The following is a 20,353-nucleotide window of genomic DNA, read 5'->3' as shown; positions in this document are numbered from 1 at the left end:
AGCCGAGCCCCATGGAAAAACTCACCGCCAACGCCGCCATCGACCTTCTGAGCACACACAGGCTGCCCGGCCTCGACGTCGCCGCCCGAGCCTGCCATCTCTTGAACTGGTGGGGGATGGACTGCGACGACCTTGAATTCGCGACACTTCCACCCAGCCTGCAACAACAGATCATGACCCAACCGGAGCCCCCGGAAGAGGTACTGGACCCATGCTACGACGCGCTGCTGCTGATCGCCCTGCGCGCCGAATATCGCGGCGTGACTCACCTGTACCTGAGGCGCTGCCTGCGTGAAGCCGGGCTCGGCGACTTCGCCGTCAGCGCGAACATCGAGTGCCTGGAGGCCTGCCCCTGCTGCGGTTATCGAACCCTCTCGGCGCGGGGCGAATACGAGATCTGCGGGCTGTGCCATTGGGAAGACGACGGCAGCGAAGCGCTGGATGTGCTGAGCGGGCCCAACCATAAAACCCTGGGCCAGGCCCGGGAACACTTTGCCCAGCAGCAGAGCCGCCTGCCCTTGGACAAATGGCCACACATCACCAAGGACCACCCATGATTCCCCAGCAGTTGGTCACCCTGATCGAATCCCAGCCCAGTTTCCGCCAGCGCCCCGACACCGCAGAGGTCAGCCGAGCGCTGACCACACTGGGCATTGCCCTGGACAGCGAGTTCGCACAGATCTACCTGGCCTACCACCCCGCCGACTTCGAAAGCCGAGCGAACTACGAAGTGCTGATGGATATCGCCGAGCCCACCGAGGAGATCCTCATGGGCACCGAGTTCATCCATGAGGTCTGGGAGTTGCCAAAGCAATTTGTCGCCTTCACCTCATTGCAAGGCGAAGGCGGCTACTTGCTGGACAAGGACAGCGGCGGCGTCTGGGACTTCGACCTGGGCGACCGGGAAGCTTTCATCGCCGGCCGCATCCCGGCCAGATGGGCCAGCTTCTTCGAATTCATCCACTGGCTGCTGACCGCCGAACCCACCGACCCGTAGGAGCCGGCTTGCCGGCGAAGAGGCCCTTGAGCCTTGCACGGCTCTGGTGGACGCCTTCGCCGGCAAGCCGGCTCCTACAAGGGCTTGTTGCCGTACCAGCGCGGGGTGTACACCCACTCGCCGCCCTCGGCCCGGGGGAACACGCAGGTGGTGGAAGACCCCACCAGCACCATGGTGCGCATGTCCACCTGCTCCGGGGTCAGCTCGCCCAGGGTGATGACCCGCAGGGTCTGGCCCGGACGCCCAATATCTCGACCCAATACCACCGGGGTTTGCGGCGTGCGGTGCTGGCGCACGATCTCCAGGGCCCGGCCCAGTTGCCAGGGTCGGGAACGAGAGATGGGGTTGTAGAAGGCCAGGGCCAGGTCGGCCTGGGACGCCAGGTCCAGGCGCTTCTCGATGATGTCCCAGGGCTTGAGGTTGTCCGAAAGTGACAACACACAGAAGTCATGACCCAGCGGCGCGCCGGCCTGGGCAGCGGTGGCCAGGGAGGCGGAGACGCCAGGGAGGATCTCCAGGTCGACGCGGTGCCAGGCCGGATCGCTGGATTCGTGCAGGGCTTCCAGGACCGCGGCCGCCATGGCGAATACCCCCGGATCGCCGGACGACACCACCACCACCGAACGGCCCTGCGCCGCCAGTTCGAATGCGTGGCGGGCGCGCTGCATTTCTTCGCGGTTGTCAGTGCAGTGCATCACCTGATCGGCGCGAAACGGGCCGGCCATGCGCACGTAGGTTTCATAGCCCAGGATGTCGTTGGCCCGGGCCAGTTCGGCCTTGACCGCCGGCACCATGAGCTCGGCCGCGCCAGGACCAAGGCCGATGACCGCCAGACGTCCGCGGGGACGGCCGATCTGCTCCGGGTCCAGGGGCTGATTGGCCACGGCGATGGCGATGTCGTCTCCCACCTTCAGCGGCGGCAGCAATTGCGGCACGGCTTGCTGTGCCAGTTCGGCGACACTGCCGGCGGCCGGCAGGAAGCGCAGCGGCACACCCAGTTGCGCAGCCGCCTGGTGCAGGGCGCGGTCGGCCATGTCGCTGTCGGCCGCCAGCAGGCAGGCAACGGACTGCACGGCGATTCGCGCCTGATGCAGGGCCTGGCGGATGTGCGTGGCGAGGTCGGTATCGCTGGCGCCAGCACGCTGGTTCCTGCGGCAGGCGATGAGGACGCTGCGGGGGTAGATCAGCAGCTCATTGGCCGCAGGCTCGCGCTCGGCAGAGCCGACCCGGATGGTCAGGCGGGCCTGATCATTCTCGGGCAGCTTCGCTGCGGCCAGCCAGGGTGCTGCGCCTTCGATACGCACGCTTTCGCCACCCAGCAGGTCGGAGACGAAACGCTTGCCCAGTTCCAGGTCGCCCAGGGCATAACCGCTGGGCGGGTTGAGCAGACAGGTGCCGAAGCGCAGTTCACCACTGGTGGTAATGGCCGCGGCCACTCCAAGGCCCGCCGCGATTTCCCGGGCCATGACGTTGACGCCGCCAAGGCCGCCCAGCAGCGGCACCACGGCGCTGCCGTCTTCGGCCACGGCCAGAACCGGCGGTTCGGCGCCTTTTTCCAGCAGCAGCGGCGCCAGGGTCCGGATCACGATACCCGCCGCACACAGGGCGATGATGGGCGTGTCCTGTTGATAGAGCTGACGCAGGGTGGCACCGAATTCGTGGTAGATCCGATCGGCGCCTTCGACCCGTTCCGCCAGACCGTGGATCAACGAGTCGGGATACAGCCGCTGGATCTGCCGCGCGGTGTCGAGGCTGCCTTGGCCAAGGATGACGATGGCCGGAGTTGAACGGGCCATCAGCCTTGCCACCTTTCGCCGGGCACTATGATCAGCGAGAAGTACGGCGAGGACATCGGCTCCACTTCATCCAGCGGCACGATCTTCTGGTTGGCCATGGTGGCGCGCTCGACGTACAGCGCACGCTGCGCCAGCCCCAGTTCTTCCAGGACCTGGCGCACCTTGGGGAAGTTGCGTCCCAGCTTCATCACCACCGCCGCATCGGCGTCCGCCAGACGCCGCTTGAGTTCGTCATGGGGCAGCACGCCCGAGAGCACCGACAGACTCTGGTTGCGATACACCAGGGGCGCGCCCAGCACCGAAGCGCCGCCCAGCATCGAGCACACACCCGGCACCACTTCGGCCTGGTAACGCTCGGCCAGACGATCGTGCAGGTACATGTAGGAACCGTAGAAGAACGGGTCGCCTTCGCAGATCACCGCCACATCCCGACCGGCATCCAGATGCAGCGCCAGCTCTGCGCTGGCGCTGTCGTAGAAATCGCTGATCACTTGTTCGTAGGACAGCGGTGCCGGCAGCACTTCGGTGGTGACCGGGTACACCAGCGGCAGCAGGGTCTGGGCCTGTTGCAGGTGCCCTTCGATGATGCCGAAGGCGTTGCCTTTCTTGCCCTTGGCCACGAAGTAGGCCACCACCGGCGACTCGCGCAGCAGGCGCAGAGCCTTCACGGTTATCAGCTCCGGATCACCAGGCCCCACGCCAAGGCCGATCAAACGTCCAGGTTGCTGCATCATTCGATCTCCGTGGCCAGGGCGTTGACGGCGGCGGCCGCCATGGCGCTACCGCCCAGGCGACCCTGCATGATCACGAAGGGCACGCCGCGGCTGTCGGCGGCGAGCATCGCCTTGGATTCGGCGGCGCCGACGAAGCCCACTGGGAAGCCGAGGATCAGCGCCGGTTTCGGCGCGCCGGCGTCGAGCATTTCCAGCAGGTAGAACAGTGCTGTGGGAGCATTGCCGATCACCACGACGCTGCCTTCCAGGTGCGGACGCCAGAGCTCCAGAGCCGCCGCCGAGCGGGTGTTGCCCAGCTCCCGGGCCAGCTCCGGGACGCTGTCGTCGCGCAGGGTGCAGATCACTTTGTTGTTGGCCGGCAGGCGTGCCCGGGTAATGCCTTCAGAGACCATCCGTGCATCGCAGAGGATCGGTGCCCCGGCGGCCAGGGCATCACGCCCGGCCTTGCCGGCGCCCGCGGAGAACTGCAGGCCGTCGATGGCCTCGACCATGCCGCAGGCGTGGATCACCCGTACCGCGAGTTTTTCCAGGTCGGCGGGAATGCGATCCAGCTTGGCTTCTTCGCGGATGATCGCGAAGGAGTTGCGATAGATCTCCTGACCGTCGCGGATGTAATCAATCATCTAGGTGGCTCCGTGGGCGGGCATCAAGCAGTGCCTCTGCCGCTTCAATAGAAAGGTTGCGTGCGTGCAGCGTGCCGAAACCCGGCTGCGCTGCCTCGCGCAAATACAAGTCGTAACGTCCTGGGGCCGTCGCCAGCAGGGTGGCCGGCGCCACATGGGCGGCGGCGCAGGAACGGGAACAGGCCGACAAATGCACCGCCTGCTGGCGGCCATGGCGCTGGAGCAGGGCTGCCAACTTCAGCGCATCGCCCTTGGTGTCGGCCAGGGCTTTGCCGCAGCCACTGGAGCCGGTACAGGCAATCAGGTGGGCCAGGGATTGTTCAGGGCTGCACAACAGGCCCAGTTGGCTCAGACCCGCCGTGACCCCGGGGGCATCCGAGGGGGCAATGCCGGGCAGCAGCAGGCTCTGCCAGGGCGTGAAGCGCAGGCTGGCGTCGCCGTACTGTTCGGCCAGTTGCGCAGCGCCCTTGAGCATGACGGGATCAAGGCGCCCCAGCGGCGCAACCGCACCGACATAGACCCGACCGCTTTCACGCTGTGGATAAGTCCCCAGGTGCAGCCCTGCGACCGAGGCCGGGCGCTGCCAGCCGTCGAGGCTCAACAAGGGGCGGCTCAGGCGCCGGTTCAGATGGGCGAGAAAATCCGCCACCGGCACCTGCGCCAACAGGTGGCGCATCCGCGTCTGCTCGGGCGTCGCCAGCTCGAGAAACAGCTCCAGCACCGCCACCAGCAGTTCATGACCCAGTTCCTGAGGCACTGCCGCCAAGGGTTTATCCACAGGGCTGCCCGCCAGGCCAAAGGCCAACCGCAACTGCCCCTCCCGCACAAAGGCTGCCAGCCACAGATCGTGGTGATGTTCGAGCATGGCCAGGGCTTCGCCGCCATCGAGCTGCACGGCGAACTTGGCCGACAGTTCATGCAAGCGCGGGTGGCTCTGCAAGGTCTCGAGAATCTGCCCGGCCAGGGGCCGGGTATCCATCAGCGCTTGCCGATCAATCCCGGCGCTGGGGCTGAGCATCAGGTTGCGCACATCATCACCGGCGGCGGTGGTCGGTCCCAGGCCGGCCGCCAGCAGTTTGTCGATCAGCGCCTGCTGCTCGGCGCCAATACCGCGAATCTGCAGGTTGGCGCGGTTGGTGGCCTCGATCACACCGCCGGCATAAGCCTGCGCCGCCTCGGCCACCGCCGTTGCCTGGGCTGCACTGATGGCCCCGCCCGCCAGCTTGATCCGGCAGATGCCACCGTCCAGCGCCGGGACAATGCGCAGCAACCCCGGGCAGGCCGAGGGGCGGATGGCGGTGGACATCGGGCGTTCGTTCAAAGGGGTGACCGGCAGTGTGGGAAAAGCGCTTCGTCAGCGAAGGCGCGGTATTATGCCTGCTTTGTCCGAAGGCATGAAAAGCCTGCCTGTCGGAACCTTCGGTTTGAGGAATATAGATGTCGCCCTGGCTGACAGTAGTGGGAATCGGTGAAGACGGCTTCAAGGGCCTGGGCAGGAACGCCCGCCATGCCCTGCTGGGTGCTTCACGGATCATCGGCGGCCAGCGCCAGCTGGATCTGCTGCCGGCATGCATCCGTGGTGAACGCCAGTTGTGGCCCAGCCCGTTCTCACTGGAGCCGGTGCTGAGCCAGCGCGGGACGCCGGTCTGCGTGCTGGCCAGCGGCGATCCTATGCTGTTCGGCGTCGGTGCCAGTCTGGCCCGGCAACTGCCGGCCGAGGAGCTGCAGGTGCTGCCCTTCCCCTCCGCCTATTCCCTGGCCGCCGCACGCCTGGGCTGGGCCCTGCAGGAGGTGGTCACGCTGTCGGTGGTGGCGCGGCCGATTGCCGCTCTCAATGCCCAACTGTTCAGCGGCGTGCGCCTGCTGGTGCTGAGCAATGACCGCCACAGCCCGGCCACCATCGCCGGACTGCTGCGCGAGCGCGGCTTCGGCCCGAGCCGGATCACCGTACTGGAGCACCTGGGCGGCCCCTTGGAGCGACGCCTGGACAGCACTGCCGATGAATGGAGCGATCCGGCGATCGCCGACCTCAACCTGCTGGCCATCGAATGTCGCGCGGCCGCCGATACGCCGCAACTGTCCCGTCTGGCCGGCCTGCCGGACTCGGCTTTCCGTCATGACGGCCAGTTGACCAAGCGGGACGTGCGCGCCATCACCCTGGCCCGCCTGGCGCCCGTGCCCGGTGAACTGCTCTGGGATGTGGGGGCCGGCAGCGGCTCCATCGGTATCGAATGGATGCGTGCCCACCCCAGTTGCCGGGCCCTGGCCATCGAAGCCGATGACGGCCGCCAGCAGTTGATCGAACACAACCGCGACGTACTCGGGGTACCCGGGCTGCAACTGATTCGCGGCAGCGCCCCCCAGGCCCTGGCCGGACTGGAGCGTCCGGATGCGGTGTTCATCGGCGGTGGCGTGACCCGCGAAGGCGTATTACAGACTTGCTGGGAGCAGCTCAAGCCCGGTGGGCGCCTGGTGGCCAACGCGGTGACCCTGCAAAGTGAAATGACCCTGATGCACTGGCGCGACCAGTACGGCGGTGAACTGACCCGCATCCATATCGCCCAGGCCCAACCCCTGGGGGAGTTCGACACCTGGCGCCAGGCCCTGCCGATCACCCTGCTGGACCTGCACAAACCCCGGGACCTGCCATGAACCTTGCAGGAGCGGGCTTGCCCGCGAAAGCGCCCACCCAAGAGACCGCAGCGCGCCCTTCGCGAGCAAGCTCGCTCCTACGAGGGCTGGGGCATGCGTGAAGAAACAGCGGAACAACCCGCGCCCCTGCGCAGCGGCCTGACCACCGGCAGCTGCGCCACGGCCACCAGCCTGGCCGCCGCTCGCCTGCTCCTGGGGGGCGTCAACGCGGACGCGGTGGATATCGTCCTGCCCAAGGGTAAACAGGTGCAGATGCGCCTGGAGTTCTGCCGCCGTACCCGCGACGGCGCAGAGGCCGGAACCCTCAAGGATGCCGGCGACGACCCGGACGTGACCCACGGCGCCCTGCTCTACTCCCAGGTGCGCCTGACTCCCGAGCCGGGAATCCGCTTTATCGCCGGCCAGGGCGTGGGCACCGTGACCCGCCCCGGGCTGGTGCTGGCAGTGGGCGAGCCGGCGATCAATCCCGTGCCGCGCCGGATGATCGGCGAGCACTTGCAACGGCTCGCCGAGGAGCAGGCCTACCCCGGCGGGTTCGAAGTCACGGTGAACGTCGAGGGCGGAGCGGAACTGGCCCTGAAAACCATGAACCCGCGCCTGGGGATTCTTGGCGGGCTGTCGATCCTGGGCACCAGCGGCATTGTCCGGCCCTTCTCCTGCGCCGCCTACATCGCCTCGATCCACCAAGGCATCGACGTGGCCAAGACCAATGGCTACCTGCACATCGCCGCCTGCACCGGCAACGCCAGCGAGGACACCATGCGCCGGGTCTATGAGCTGCCGGAAATCGCCCTGATCGAAATGGGCGACTTCGTCGGCGCGGTGCTCAAGCACTTGCGCAAAGTACCTGTGGATAAACTCAGCCTGTGCGGCGGCTTCGGCAAGATCAGCAAACTGGCCGCCGGGCACATGGACTTGCACAGCCGCCACTCCAGCATCGACCTGCCGCAACTGGCGCAATGGGCCGCCGATGCGGGTGCCGATCCGGCGCTGCAACAGGCCATCCGCGAGGCCAATACCAGCCAGCAGGCGCTGGCCATGGCCAGCGCCGCGGGGGTCACCCTGGGCGACGTGGTGTGCCAGCACGCCCTGGACTTCGCCCGCAGCGTGGTGCCCGCTCAAGTCCAGGTGGAAGTCTTCGCCATCGATCGCCAGGGCGGCATCGTCGGCCACGCCGGAGCCTGGCAATGACCCGTATCCTGCTACTGGGCGGGGTCACCGAGGCCCTGGCCATCGCCCGCACCCTGGGCCCAACACATCTCTACAGCCTGGCCGGAGTAGGCCGGGTGCCCACCGACCTGAACTGCCAGGTACGAGTCGGCGGCTATGGCGGTGCCGAGGGGCTGGCACGCTTTATCCGCGAAGAGCGCATCGGCCTGCTGCTGGATGCCACCCACCCTTACGCGGCACAGATCAGCGCCAATGCACAGGCTGCCGCGCAACTGACCGGGATTGCCTGCTGGGCCTTGCGGCGTCCGGCGTGGCAACCGCAGCCCGGGGATGACTGGCGCGAGATCACGGATTGGCCGCACTTGGTGCAGGCCTTGGAACCCTTCAAGCGACCCTTGTTCACTCTGGGTCGCGAACCCTTGCAGCATCTGGAAGAAATTCCGGCCGGCCAGTTCTGGACCCTACGCGCCCTGGACGCCTACCCGGGCAACCCGCGCTGTGAAGTGATCGGGGCCCGCGGGCCGTTCCTGATCGAAGACGAACGGGCGCTGTTCGTGCGTCGGCAGATCGACGTGCTGATCAGCAAGAACAGCGGCAGCAGCGCCACCGAACCCAAACTGGAAGTGGCCCGCGAGCGGGGCATACCGGTGCTGGTGCTCAAGCGTCCCGAGCTGCCCGAGGTCGACCGCCAATTTGCCAGCGTAGCCGAGGTACTGAGCGCCCTGGGGCAACTGCCTCACGCCTGACAGACAAAGACGCCAAGCCCCACAGACTCTTGGGATTCCCCTGGCAGCGATCGATAAGGCAGTGCTTTAGCCTCCTTGGAACGATCCAGTGGCGACCGGTTCATCAGTAGCCGGTCGTCGCGCCAATCGATTTCAGTCTGGCAAATGAATTGCTAGGCAGTATCCCAAGGAATACAGTCACCATGTTCGTCTTTGAGCAGACTCAGGCGTTCACCCATTGGCTGCTACGCCTAAAAGATCCCCAGGGAAAAACCCGCGTGCTGGCCCGGATCAGGGCGGCGCAACTGGGCCGTTTCGGCGACTGCGAACCCGTGGGCGAAGGTGTCTATGAAATGCGCATCCATCGCGGCCCCGGCTACCGGGTGTACTTCTCGCGCCGGGACACCGTGATCTACCTGTTGCTGATCGGCGGTGACAAGAGCACCCAGAGACGCGATATCCAACGCGCCAGGCAGCTGGCCCATGACCTCAAGAGCGAGGGCTGAAACATGCGTACCCCAGTGACCCGCTTCGACGCGGCAGAGTACCTCAAGACCCCGGAAGACATGGTGGCCTACCTCGACGCCTGCTTCGAGGAAGACGCCGGCGACGGCGTGCTGATCCGCGCCGCGCTCAACGACATCGCCCGCGCCCGGGGCATGACCCAGGTGGCCCGCGACACCGGCCTGGGTCGCGAGAGCCTGTACAAGTCCCTGGGCAGCCAGGGCAATCCCGAGTTCGCGACTATCATCAAGGTCATGAAAGCACTGGGACTCAAGCTTCACGTCAGCCTGGCCTGAACTGGCACTGCGACACCACACCGCATACGCTGCTTTTTTACTTATCCACAGCGATCAGGCTAAATACCCGCCTGATCGCTCAACCGACGGATCGTCCCCATGTCCCGACAACGGCTCGCATTTGCCTGGATCGCCTGCTTCGCAGTGCTGTTCAACATGCTTGCCATGCCGCTTTCCGGGGCCATGCAACGCAACGATTCGGGGCTGGACGAACAACTGCTGTGGGGCAGCTTCTGCTCTTCCAGCGGCACCAGGATGGTGGCCATTTCCCTGGGCAAGCTTGAGCAGAAAGCCCCGCAGAACGACGACCACTCGAACATGCAGCACTGCTGGTGCTGTTCCGGCTCGGCGCCTCTGGTGGCCCTACCGGGCCATGTGCCGCAGCTGAACTTCATTCGTTTCGCCGCCCAGCCGGGCGCGCCGCAACCGAAGATCGCAATGCTCACCCCGCGCCAGCAATGGCCCAGCCTGAACCCCGGTGCCCCGCCTCTGGCATGATTCCCTTTCGCAAGTGATCTGCGTATTTGAATCGTTCTGGAGAACCGTCATGTCCAAACCGTCCCTGGTCAAGCAATCCCTGCTCCTGGCCGCCCTGCTGCTGCCTGCCTGTTTCGCCACCGCCCACGACTACAAGGCCGGTGAGTTGCAGATCGCCCATCCCTGGTCACAGGAACTGCCGCCGAACGCGCCGACCGTCGCCGCTTACTTCGTGGTGCACAACCCGGGCAAGAACGCCGACACCCTGCTCAGTGTCGACTCGCCGATCTCCGGTCGGGCCGAACTGCATGAACACGTCATGCAAGGCGACATGATGAAAATGCAGCAAGTGGCCAAGGTCACGGTGCCCGCCGGCGGCGAGGCGACCTTCGCCCCCATGGGCTACCACGTGATGCTGATGGAGCTCAAAGACCGCAGCCTGCTCAGCGACGGCAAGCGTTTCCCGCTGACCCTGCACTTTGAAAAGGCCGGCGATGTCACCGTCGAAGTGGCCGTACAGAAGCAGCCGCCGGCCGCCACGCAAGAGTCCAAGCACGCTCACTAAGCTGACCGGCTCGTTACCGTGAACGCCCCGCACGCGCCTGGCCGCAGGCGGTCCGCGCCGCGTCGCAACTCCCCGGGAGTCCGCCGCGGCAGCTGGATCAGCCTGTTCGCCATGCTGATGATCTTTATCGGCCCGCTGATCTCTCAGTCGATGCCGATGGATCACGCGATGCCGATGAACATGTCCATCTCCATGGACATGGGCGACGGCGCGCCCGGCTGTCACGGTGAAAGCCCGCATCAGGCCCAACAAGGCAAGTCCCAGGGTGAACAACACGTACTCTGGGAAAAATGCGGCTATTGCAGCCTGCTGTTCAATTGCCCGGCACTGCCTTCGGCGCTGTCGTTCGCCGCTCTGTTCACGCCGCCCACGCCGTATTTCCTGATCCCCGCCACGCGCCTGGGCCACGCCCGGCAGACCGTGTTCCCCGGCGCCCTGACCCGCGCCCCGCCGATCCTCGTCTGAGTCTCCAGCTCATCTCACACGGCCGACTGTCATCGCGACAGCCGCGTAGTTGCGGCCGTGTCATTCAAGACCGATCGATGGAACCTCTATGTTTTCTGCTGACACTCGCCTGGGCGCTGCCCAGCCATCCAAGCCCTTTGCCCTGAACCCGTCGCGCCTGCGTTTCAACCATGCCCTGGCGGTGCTTTGCGGCGTGCTGCTGACACCCCTGGCCCTAGCCGACGAGGCTCCGACGGACCACTCCCGACACGGCACGCAATTGAGCCCGACGGTGATCACCGCCATCGCCCCCAGCTCGCCCCTGACCGTGGTCACCAATCCCAAGGACCCGCGCCAGCCGGTCCCGGCCAGTGACGGCGGCGACTACCTGAAGACCATTCCCGGCTTCGCCCTGGTACGCAATGGCGGCACCAACGGCGACCCGGTACTGCGAGGCATGTTCGGCTCGCGCCTGAACATCCTCACCAACGGCGGCATGATGCTCGGTGCCTGCCCCGGTCGCATGGATGCACCGACCTCCTACATCTCCCCGGAAACCTACGATCGCCTGACCGTGATCAAGGGGCCGCAAACCGTACTCTGGGGCCCGGGCGCCTCGGCCGGCACGGTGCTCTTCGAGCGTGAACCGGAGCACTTCGGCGAACTCGGCACCCGGGTCAACGCCAGCCTGCTGGCGGGCTCCAACGGCCGCTTCGACAAGACCCTGGATGCTGCCGCCGGCGGCCCCCTGGGGTATGTGCGAGTGATCGGCAACACCGCCCACGCCGACGACTACAAGGACGGCAACAACGACACCGTGGCCTCGCGCTACGACAAGTGGAACGGTGACGTGGCGCTGGGCTGGACCCCGGACGCCGACACCTTGCTGGAGCTCACCGCCGGCAAGGGCGACGGCGAAGCCCGCTACGCTGGCCGTGGCATGGACGGCTCGCAGTTCAAGCGCGAAAGCCTGGGCCTGCGTTTCGAAAAATCCAACATCGGCGAGGTCCTGGACAAGGTCGAGGCCCAGGTCTACTACAACTACGCCGACCACGTGATGGACAACTACAGCCTGCGCACCCCGTCCGGCACCGGCATGATGGCCGGCCCCATGGCCTCCAATGTCGACCGTCGCACCCTCGGTGCACGGATCAAGGCCACCTGGCGCTGGGCCGACCTGCAGTTGATCGGCGGCCTGGATGCCCAGACCAACGAACACCGCAACCGCGCCAGCGGCGGTATCGATACCTACAAGCAGCTGCCTCGTACCAAGGACGCCGACTTCCACAACTACGGCGCCTTCGGCGAACTGACCTGGTACGCCGCCGAGCGCGACCGCCTGATCACCGGGGCCCGCCTCGACCGCGCCTCGGCCAAGGACTATCGCGAGCGCACCGGCTCGGGAATGATGAGCCGCCCCAACCCCACTGCCGGCGATACCCGGGCCGACACCCTGCCCAGCGGCTTCGTGCGTTACGAGCATGACCTGGCCGACAGCCCGACCACCCTCTATGTCGGCCTTGGCCACACTCAGCGCTTCCCCGACTACTGGGAGCTGTTCTCGCCGAAAATGGGTCCGGCAGGCTCGGTGAACGCCTTCGATTCGATCAAGCCGGAAAAGACCACCCAATTGGACTTCGGCCTGCAATACCAGGATGAAGACCTGGAAGCCTGGGCCTCGGGCTACATCGGCCAGGTGCGCGACTACATCCTCTTCGACTACAGCTCCATGATGATGGGCATGAACATGTCCCGGGCCGAGAACATCGACGCACGGATCATGGGCGGCGAACTGGGCGCGGCCTACAAACTGACCTCCAACTGGAAAGCCGATGCGACCCTGGCCTACGCCTGGGGCAAGAACAGCAGCGACGGCAAGGCCCTGCCGCAGATGCCGCCGCTGGATGCGCGCTTCGGCCTGACCTACAGCGAGGACAACTGGAGCGCCGGGGCCTTGTGGCGGGTGGTGGCAGCGCAAAACCGCGTTGACCTGAACAAGGGCAACGTGGTCGGCAAGGACTTCGGCAAGAGCGGTGGCTTCGGCGTGTTCTCCCTCAACGGCGCCTACCGGATCACCAAGAACCTCAAGCTCAGCACCGGGGTCGACAACCTGTTCGGCAAGGCCTACGCCGAACACCTGAACCTGGCGGGCAACGCCGGCTTCGGCTACCCGGCCAATGATCCCCAGGCGATCAAGGAACCAGGGCGCACCCTCTGGACCAAGGTCGACCTGAGCTTCTGATCCGTCTTCGCCGGCACGCCGGCTCCTCGTCGTAGGAGCTGGCTTGCCAGCGAACAGCCCCCATAAGAAAAGATCCACAGCCCTGCGGAGCGTTCCCCGATGAATCGACCCAAAGTGTCTTTCTACAACCTGGCCTGGCGCTGGCATTTCTACGCCGGGCTGTTCGTTGCTCCTTTCATGGTGATGCTGGCCCTGACCGGCATCGTCTACCTGTTCAAGCCACAGCTGGACCCGTTGATGTACGGCAGCCTGCTCAAGGTTCCCCCGGGCCATCACAGCCTGAGCGCCGATGAGCTGCTGCAACGGGTGCAAGCGGCCTACCCCCAAGGCCATGTCAAACAATACCTGCCGCCCCTGGATAGCGAACGCAGCGCGCAGTTCGTGGTGCAGGATGCCGGCCACGAACTCAACGTGTTCATCGACCCCTACCACGGTGACGTGCTCGGCGAGCAGGATGCCAAGGCCAACCTGCAGGCCGTGGCTCGGGCCATTCACGGCGAGCTGATGATCGGCACCGTCGGTGACCGGCTGGTGGAACTGGCCGCCGGTTGGGGCATCGTCCTGGTGATCTCGGGCCTGTACCTGTGGTGGCCTCGGGGCCCGTCTTCGGCGGGCGTGCTGTGGCCCCGTTTCAGCGCCCGCGGCCGGCTGTTCTGGCGCGATCTGCACAGCGTGCTGGGCTTCTGGGGCGCGGCCTTTCTGCTGCTGATGCTGCTCAGCGGCATGACCTGGACCGGCTTCTGGGGCAAGCAGTACGCCGACCTGTGGAACCGCTTCCCGGCGGCCATGTGGAACAACGTGCCGACCTCCGACCAGCAGGCCCGGGAGCTCAACAGCGCCACGCGCCAGACCGTGCCCTGGGCCCTGGAAAACACCCCGATGCCGATGTCCGGCGACCACGCCGAGCACATGGCCCACAACGCCGCGGACGCGGCGCCGGCAGCGCCGTCCATCAGCCTGCAAGCGGTGCAGGATATCGCTCGCCAGCGTCAGGTCGAGGCGGGCTACAGCATCACTCTGCCGAGCACTGCCACGGGCGTATTCACCATCGCGGTGTTCGCCGACGACCCGCGCAACGATGCCACCCTGCATGTTGACCAGTACAGCGGCAAGGTCCTGGCCGACGTACGCTGGCAGCATTACAGCAACGTGGCCCGGGCCACGGAGCTTGGGGTGATGCTGCACGAAGGCAAGATGTTCGGCCGCTTCAACCAGATCCTGGTGCTGGTGGTGTGCCTGATGATCCTGCTCAGCGCCGTGAGCGGCATCGTCATGTGGTGGCAGCGTCGCCCCCAGGGCCGACTCGGCGTGCCCCCACTGCGCCACGACCTGCCGAAATGGAAAACCGCGATGTTGATCATGGCGCTGCTGGCCCTGGCGTTTCCTTTGGTCGGGGCCTCGCTGATTGTGGTGTGGCTGCTCGATCGCCTGCTGCTCTCACGCTTCAACCGCGGGCCTGAATCTGCTTCATCTTCAACATGAATCAGCCGAGATGCGCGTTCCAGAGGGCTCTGTAGAATCTCGGCGCTTTAGCCGTGCACAGTTATAATGTTACTTTATAACACTAAAGTGTAAGATCCCTGCCCGCAGTCCCCCACTGCGGGCAACCCTCTCGAAGAAGTGATTCACCGTCCCGATGAACAAATACTTGCTGCCCAGCCTTTGCCTGATGGCCTTGCCTTCCCTGGCCCAGGCGAATGATTCCGCCGCTTCCCTGACCCTGCCCACCGGCACCATTTCGGCTCCGGCCAGCGAGGCCGACGACAGCGTCAGCCTGAAGACCCCCACCAGCGCCGGTTCGCGCTTGGGCCTCAGCGCCCTGGAAACTCCGGCCAGCACCGACAGCCTGAGCGGCGAACGGATTCGCGCCCGGGGTGAGCGCAGCATTCAGGACGCGGTCTCCCGCAGTGTCGGCATCAGCCGCACCGGCACACCGGGCGACGGTGGCACTTCGTTGTCGGCACGGGGTTTCACCGGGCAGAGTTCGGTGATGCAGCTGTATGACGGCAACCGCATGTACACCGGCATGGGCACCGTGACCTTCCCGGTGGACACCTGGGCGGTGGAGCGGGTCGACGTGCTGCGCGGCCCGGCCTCGGTGCTGTATGGCGAAGGCGCCACCGGCGCGGTGATCAATACCGTGGCGAAAAAACCCTTCAGCGGCGCGATCGAAAACCACCTGCGCCTGGGCTACGGCTCCTTCGATCGCCAGCAGCAGGCCCTGGACAGCGGCGGCTCCCTGAGCGACACCTTGAGCTACCGGCTCAACCTCAACCGCGAGCGCAGCAACGGCTGGGTCGACCGTGGCGACTCCTCTGGCGATTTCATCAGCGCCGCCCTGCGCTGGCAGGCCCGTGATGACCTGGCCTTTACCCTGGCCCACGACTACGGCGACCAGAACCCGATGAACTACTTCGGCACGCCGCTGATCGACGGGCGTTTCCACAAAAGCCTGCGTGACAAGAACTACAACGTGCGCAACGACCAGCAGCACTACAACGACCAGTGGACCCGCCTGACCAGCGAATGGCAGATTTCCGACCAGATCAGTGCCAGCAACGAGCTGTATTACCTCAAGGCCCAGCGCCGTTGGCAGAACGCCGAGAACTACAACTTCAACACCCTGGACCGGCAACTGACCCGCAGCGGCAACTACGGTATCGGCCACCAGCAGGAACAGCTCGGTGACCGTCAGACCTTCACCTTCAAGCACTCGCTGTTCGGCCTCGACAGCCAGACCCTGACCGGCGTCGACTACAACCGCATCCGCTTCCACATGAAGAGCAACTCGCCCTTCACAGACAGCGTGAGCAACGGTCAGCCGGTGGATCTGTACCATCCGGCCCCGGGCGACTTCGCCAGCAACAGCCCTTACCGCGATCAATTCAAGACCACCACCAAGCAGATGTCGGTGTTCGCCGAAAACCGCCTGCAGCTCAGCGAGCGCTGGTCCCTGGTGACCGGTGTGCGCCGCGACTACGCACATATCGATCGCGATGACTTGAAGGACGGCAGCCAGAGCGACAAGACCCTGACCGGCAATAACTGGAAGGCCGGGCTGGTGTTCGCCGTCACTCCGGACACCTCCCTCTACGGTCAGTACTCCACCAGCACCGACGGCGTCGGCGGACTGATTTCCCTGAGCAAGAGCCAGCAGCAGTTCGACCTGTCCAGCGCCAAGCAGAGCGAGATCGGTCTCAAGCAGGCGTTCTGGGACCAGCGTGGCGAATGGACGTTGGCCGCCTACCACATCGTCAAGAAGAAGCTGTTGACCGATGTTCCAGGCGAACCGAACCAGAAACAGCAAGTGGGCCAACAATCCTCCAACGGCCTGGAAGCCAGCCTGGACCTGCAACTGCCCCACGCCTGGCAACTGCAAGCCAACGCCGCCATCGTTCGCGCCCAGTACGACGACTTCCAGCAGGACGTCAACGGCGTGCAAGTCTCCCGCGACGGCAATCGCCCGGTGGACGTGCCGCGCCGCACGGCCAACCTGTGGCTGAGCAAAGCCATCAACGATGACCTGCGGGCCGGCGCCGGGGTGCGCTACGTGGACGCACGCTACGCCGACATGGCCAACCGCAATGAGTTGCCCAGCTACACCGTGGTCGATGCCAACCTGTCGTGGAAAGCACTGCCCAACACCACTCTGGGCCTGCAATTGAACAACCTGTTTGACCGCCAGTACGCACAAAGCCAATACAATGACGGCCAGCAATGGATACTCGGCGAGCCACGCTCGTTCTTCGTCACCGCTGACTACACCTTCTAACCCCTCCTGACGCTACGGCGCGGGGATCACACGGACACGGCATGACCTCGCTGAACCTCACCAACCTGGCCTGGACACCCCTGGGCCAGGGTCACTGCCATCACCAGTTCCAACTGCGTGAGGCCAGCCTGCAAGTGGCGGCCGGCGAGTTCGTTGGCCTGATCGGGCCCAACGGCAGCGGCAAGACCAGCCTGCTGCGCTGCGCCTATCGCTTCAGCAAGCCGCAGCAGGGTGAGGTGCAGCTTGAGCATCAGAATGTGTGGAAGCAATCTCCACGCTGGTGCGCGCAACGCATCGCCGTGGTGCTCCAGGAATTCCCCGACGCCTTCGGCCTGACGGTGGAGGAAGTGGTCGCCATGGGCCGCACGCCCCACAAGGGCCTGTTCGATGCAGACACTCAGGAAGACCGCAGCATCGCTCGCGAGGCCCTGGAGTCGGTGGGCCTGCTGGGCTTCGAGGACCATGCTTTCGCCACCTTGTCGGGGGGAGAGAAACAGCGGGTGATCCTGGCCCGGGCCCTGGCCCAGCGGCCGCAACTGCTGATCCTCGACGAACCGACCAACCACCTCGACCCGCGCTACCAGCTGGAGCTGTTGCAACGGGTCAAACGCCTGGGCATCGGCACCCTGGCCAGCATCCACGACCTGAACCTGGCCGCGGCCTTCTGCGACCGGCTGTATGTCCTCGATCACGGGCGCATCGTCGCCAGCGGTCCTCCCAGCGAAGTGCTCACCGTCGAGTTGCTGCGCAATGTCTTCGGGGTCGAGGCGCTGATCGACTCCCACCCCCTGTCCGGCTACCCACGAATCACCTGGATCACTCAACCATGACCTTGCGCTCCCTGCTTCGCTCCGGCCTCGCCCTGACCCTGTCGCTGGCCACTGCCCAAGCCTTCGCCGCGGCCACTCACTACCCGCTGACCCTCACCAGCTGCAACCGCGAAGTGACCTTCAAGCAAGCGCCGCAACACGCCCTCAGCCATGACATCAACATGACCCAGATGATGCTGGCCCTGGGGCTCAAGTCGCGGATGGTGGGCTACAGCGGCGTCAGTGGCTGGAAGGCCGTGACCCCGCAAATGAGCACGCTGCTGGACGGCCTGCCGGAGCTGGCAGCCAAGTACCCTTCAGTGGAAACCCTGCTCAACGCCAACGTCGACTTCCTGTTCGCCGGCTGGGACTACGGCATGCGCGTCGGCGGCGACCTGACCCCGCAAACCCTGGCGCCCCTGGGGATCAACGTCTACGAGCTGACCGAGTCCTGCGCCTTCGTCATGAAGCGCCCGGCAGCCAGCCTTGAGGACACCTACAACGACCTGCGCAACCTGGGGCGGATCTTCGACGTGCAGGACCGTGCCAACGCCCTGATCGCTCAGATGCAGGAGCAGGTCGCCGAAGTACAGAAGGACCTGCCCCAGGACAAGCCTCGGGTGTTCCTCTATGACAGCGGCGAAGACCGGGCCATGACCTCGGGCCGCCTGGGCATGCCCCAGGCCCTGATCGATGCCGCCGGAGGGCGCAACATTCTCGATGACGTCGAGGCCAGCTGGACCCGGATCAACTGGGAGACCGTGGTCGAGCGCAACCCGCAAGTGATCGTCATCGTCGACTACAGCGAAGTCACGGCCGAGCAAAAGCAGCAGTTCCTGCTGAACAACCAGGCCCTGCAAGGAGTCGACGCGATCAAGAACCAGCGCTTCATCGTCATTCCCTATGTGCAGGCCACCCCGGGCATCGACAACGTGCTGGCCGTGGAAACCCTGGCCAAGGGTTTCCACGGCGAATGATCAAAAGTCGTTATGCCTGGCTGTTGCTGACCCTCGCCGCCCTGCTGCTGGTGTCCTGTGTGCTGTCCCTGGGGTTTGGCCCGGCGCGGGTGCCGGCGGATGTGGTCTGGCGGATTCTCCTGCACAAGGCCCTGGGCCTGGGAACAGTGGACTGGAGCCCGGGCCAGGAGCATATCGTCTGGCTGATCCGCGTCCCGCGCATGCTCCTGGGGGCTCTGGTAGGCGCCGGGCTGGCGCTGATCGGCGCGGTGCTGCAAGCGGTGACCCGCAACCCACTGGCCGACCCGCACCTGCTGGGGGTGACCTCCGGCGCCACCCTCGGCGCGGTGATCGTGGTGCTGCACCTGGGGCAAGTCATCGGGCTGCTGACCCTGCCCCTGGCGGCCTTTGTCGGCGCCCTGGCGAGCATGGTCCTGGTGCTGGGCATTGCCGCTCGCAACGGCCGGCTCGACAGTGACCGACTGCTGCTGTGCGGCGTGGCGGTGTCCTTCGTGATGATGGCGGTGGCCAACCTGCTGCTGTTCATGGGCGACCACCGGGCCAGCTCCGCGGTGATGTTCTGGATGCTCGGCGGCCTGGGGCTGGCGCGCTGGGAACTGCTGGCGATTCCTGCCGCCAGCGTGCTGCTGGGGCTGGTGTTGCTACTGGGCATGGCCCGGCCGCTGAATGCCTTGATGGCCGGGGAGCAGACTGCCGTGACCCTGGGTCTGAACGCACGCAACGTACGCTTCAAGGTGTTCCTGATCGCCTCCCTGATGACCGGGGTGCTGGTGTCCATCAGTGGCTCCATCGGTTTTGTCGGGCTGATGGTGCCGCACATTGCCCGGCGCCTGGTGGGCGCCGAGCACCGTCGGCTGCTGCCGGCGTGCGTGCTGCTGGGTAGCCTGTTCCTGGTCTGGGTCGATGTCGCTGCCCGCACCCTGATTGCCCCCGAGGATCTGCCCATCGGTGTGGCCACCGCGGCCATTGGCGGGGTGTTCTTCATCGGCCTGATGCGCCGCCGCTGACTGTGCCCGCCTCTGTAGGAGCCGGCTTGCCGGCGAAGGCGCCCGTGAGCCTTGTGCCAGGTTCGAGGGCCTCTTCGCTGGCAAGCCAGCTCCTACAAACGTCGCCCTTGCTTTAAGATCGCGCGCTTCGATCTCTCAGGATGAGTCTCATGTTCAGAACCGCACTCTTGGCCGTGCTGCTCGGCACCTCCCTTGGCGCCCAGGCCGGCACCTCGGTCGACGTCTCGAAAATCTACGGCAACATCCAGATCGTCAACAGCTTCCCCGACTACAAGGTCAAGGTGGTGAACTCCTTTCCCGATCTGAAGGTGAAGCAGGTCAACTCCTTTCCCGACTCGGCGGGCAAATGGAAGATCGTCAACAGTTTTCCCGATTACAAGATCCAGATCGTCGACTCCTTTCCGGACTTCACCATCAAATATGTCGACTCCTTCCCCGGCGTGAATTGAAGCTCCCCTGCGATCACGGCTGCCGCTCTGCGGCAGCACCACAATGACGCATCCTCGCGCACCACGCCCTAGCCCAGGCCTCGTCTTGGGGCATCACCTCTCCCGCCGTCGCAG

General features: G+C 65.5%; 21 protein-coding genes. 17 read left to right on the top strand and 4 right to left on the bottom strand.

Going from position 1 to position 20,353, the window contains the following annotated elements; genetic code table 11:
* Positions 1-11 precede the first annotated feature (11 nt).
* Together ACSSVC_RS07095 and ACSSVC_RS07090 are read left to right on the top strand one after the other, a co-directional pair.
* Positions 12-557: a CPCC family cysteine-rich protein gene (locus tag ACSSVC_RS07095; RefSeq protein WP_492612113.1), complete on the top strand. Its 546-nt coding sequence runs from the start codon at positions 12-14 to the stop codon at positions 555-557.
* Complete coding sequence (locus ACSSVC_RS07090; RefSeq protein WP_346636319.1) at positions 554-997, top strand: SMI1/KNR4 family protein; 444 nt, start codon at positions 554-556, stop codon at positions 995-997. Before ACSSVC_RS07095 ends, ACSSVC_RS07090 begins: the two co-directional genes overlap by 4 nt.
* A 74-nt stretch (positions 998-1,071) precedes the next feature.
* Here ACSSVC_RS07090 and cobJ read toward each other — a convergent pair whose 3' ends face one another.
* The 4 genes from cobJ to cobG are packed head-to-tail and all read right to left on the bottom strand — an operon-like array spanning position 1,072 to position 5,456.
* Positions 1,072-2,793 carry a precorrin-3B C(17)-methyltransferase gene (gene cobJ / locus ACSSVC_RS07085; protein WP_346634621.1) on the bottom strand — a complete coding sequence of 574 codons (1,722 nt, stop codon included), beginning with the start codon at positions 2,791-2,793 and terminating at the stop codon, positions 1,072-1,074.
* Positions 2,793-3,524 (bottom strand): precorrin-2 C(20)-methyltransferase, encoded by a 732-nt coding sequence (locus ACSSVC_RS07080; protein ID WP_346634627.1) that lies wholly within the window; start codon positions 3,522-3,524, stop codon positions 2,793-2,795. The genes cobJ and ACSSVC_RS07080 overlap by 1 nt, the downstream gene beginning before the upstream one ends.
* Positions 3,524-4,150, bottom strand: coding sequence for a precorrin-8X methylmutase (locus ACSSVC_RS07075; protein ID WP_102862983.1), 627 nt, complete (start codon positions 4,148-4,150; stop codon positions 3,524-3,526). Before ACSSVC_RS07075 ends, ACSSVC_RS07080 begins: the two co-directional genes overlap by 1 nt.
* The gene (cobG, locus tag ACSSVC_RS07070; RefSeq protein ID WP_346634620.1) at positions 4,143-5,456 is read right to left on the bottom strand and encodes a precorrin-3B synthase; all 1,314 of its coding nucleotides are present in this window, start codon (positions 5,454-5,456) and stop codon (positions 4,143-4,145) included. The genes ACSSVC_RS07075 and cobG overlap by 8 nt, the downstream gene beginning before the upstream one ends.
* Before the next feature lie 131 nt (positions 5,457-5,587).
* Between cobG and cbiE the strand changes: the two genes are divergently transcribed.
* The 15 genes from cbiE to ACSSVC_RS06995 all read left to right on the top strand — a co-directional run bounded on the left by cbiE (position 5,588) and on the right by ACSSVC_RS06995 (position 20,239).
* Positions 5,588-6,802 (top strand): precorrin-6y C5,15-methyltransferase (decarboxylating) subunit CbiE, encoded by a 1,215-nt coding sequence (gene cbiE / locus ACSSVC_RS07065; protein WP_492612112.1) that lies wholly within the window; start codon positions 5,588-5,590, stop codon positions 6,800-6,802.
* Positions 6,803-6,895: 93 nt separating this feature from the next.
* A complete protein-coding gene (locus ACSSVC_RS07060; RefSeq protein ID WP_346634618.1) occupies positions 6,896-7,993 on the top strand; it encodes a cobalt-precorrin-5B (C(1))-methyltransferase in 1,098 nt (365 codons plus the stop codon).
* Positions 7,990-8,718, top strand: a complete 729-nt coding sequence (locus tag ACSSVC_RS07055) for a cobalt-precorrin-6A reductase (protein WP_492612111.1) — start codon at positions 7,990-7,992, stop codon at positions 8,716-8,718. Before ACSSVC_RS07060 ends, ACSSVC_RS07055 begins: the two co-directional genes overlap by 4 nt.
* Before the next feature lie 182 nt (positions 8,719-8,900).
* On the top strand, positions 8,901-9,203 hold the full coding sequence (locus tag ACSSVC_RS07050) for a type II toxin-antitoxin system RelE/ParE family toxin (RefSeq protein WP_123723460.1): 303 nt from the start codon (positions 8,901-8,903) through the stop codon (positions 9,201-9,203).
* 3 nt (positions 9,204-9,206) lie between these two features.
* On the top strand, positions 9,207-9,497 hold the full coding sequence (locus ACSSVC_RS07045; RefSeq protein ID WP_123723459.1) for an addiction module antidote protein: 291 nt from the start codon (positions 9,207-9,209) through the stop codon (positions 9,495-9,497).
* Between the two features lie 99 nt (positions 9,498-9,596).
* Positions 9,597-9,995, top strand: coding sequence for a DUF2946 domain-containing protein (locus ACSSVC_RS07040; protein ID WP_346634616.1), 399 nt, complete (start codon positions 9,597-9,599; stop codon positions 9,993-9,995).
* A 49-nt stretch (positions 9,996-10,044) separates the two neighbouring features.
* The gene (locus ACSSVC_RS07035) at positions 10,045-10,539 is read left to right on the top strand and encodes a copper chaperone PCu(A)C (protein WP_123723457.1); all 495 of its coding nucleotides are present in this window, start codon (positions 10,045-10,047) and stop codon (positions 10,537-10,539) included.
* 18 nt (positions 10,540-10,557) lie between these two features.
* Positions 10,558-11,004 (top strand): DUF2946 domain-containing protein, encoded by a 447-nt coding sequence (locus tag ACSSVC_RS07030; protein WP_492612110.1) that lies wholly within the window; start codon positions 10,558-10,560, stop codon positions 11,002-11,004.
* A gap of 88 nt (positions 11,005-11,092) precedes the next feature.
* A complete protein-coding gene (locus tag ACSSVC_RS07025; RefSeq protein WP_492612109.1) occupies positions 11,093-13,225 on the top strand; it encodes a TonB-dependent copper receptor in 2,133 nt (710 codons plus the stop codon).
* 99 nt (positions 13,226-13,324) lie between these two features.
* Positions 13,325-14,707: a PepSY-associated TM helix domain-containing protein gene (locus ACSSVC_RS07020; protein WP_492612108.1), complete on the top strand. Its 1,383-nt coding sequence runs from the start codon at positions 13,325-13,327 to the stop codon at positions 14,705-14,707.
* A gap of 154 nt (positions 14,708-14,861) precedes the next feature.
* Positions 14,862-16,997, top strand: a complete 2,136-nt coding sequence (locus tag ACSSVC_RS07015; protein WP_404938153.1) for a TonB-dependent receptor — start codon at positions 14,862-14,864, stop codon at positions 16,995-16,997.
* A gap of 41 nt (positions 16,998-17,038) precedes the next feature.
* A complete protein-coding gene (locus ACSSVC_RS07010) occupies positions 17,039-17,827 on the top strand; it encodes an ABC transporter ATP-binding protein (protein WP_346634611.1) in 789 nt (262 codons plus the stop codon).
* Complete coding sequence (locus ACSSVC_RS07005) at positions 17,824-18,783, top strand: ABC transporter substrate-binding protein (protein WP_404938152.1); 960 nt, start codon at positions 17,824-17,826, stop codon at positions 18,781-18,783. The genes ACSSVC_RS07010 and ACSSVC_RS07005 overlap by 4 nt, the downstream gene beginning before the upstream one ends.
* A complete protein-coding gene (locus ACSSVC_RS07000; protein WP_446439493.1) occupies positions 18,780-19,790 on the top strand; it encodes a FecCD family ABC transporter permease in 1,011 nt (336 codons plus the stop codon). The genes ACSSVC_RS07005 and ACSSVC_RS07000 overlap by 4 nt, the downstream gene beginning before the upstream one ends.
* Before the next feature lie 149 nt (positions 19,791-19,939).
* The gene (locus ACSSVC_RS06995) at positions 19,940-20,239 is read left to right on the top strand and encodes a 7(1) septoil knot domain-containing protein (RefSeq protein WP_346634608.1); all 300 of its coding nucleotides are present in this window, start codon (positions 19,940-19,942) and stop codon (positions 20,237-20,239) included.
* The last annotated feature ends 114 nt before the right edge of the window (positions 20,240-20,353 follow it).

Source organism: Pseudomonas sp. E1BtOHC1, from assembly GCF_058744285.1.
The sequence above is the reverse complement of the archived record's forward strand: the minus strand, read 5'-3'. Positions and strand labels throughout refer to the sequence as shown.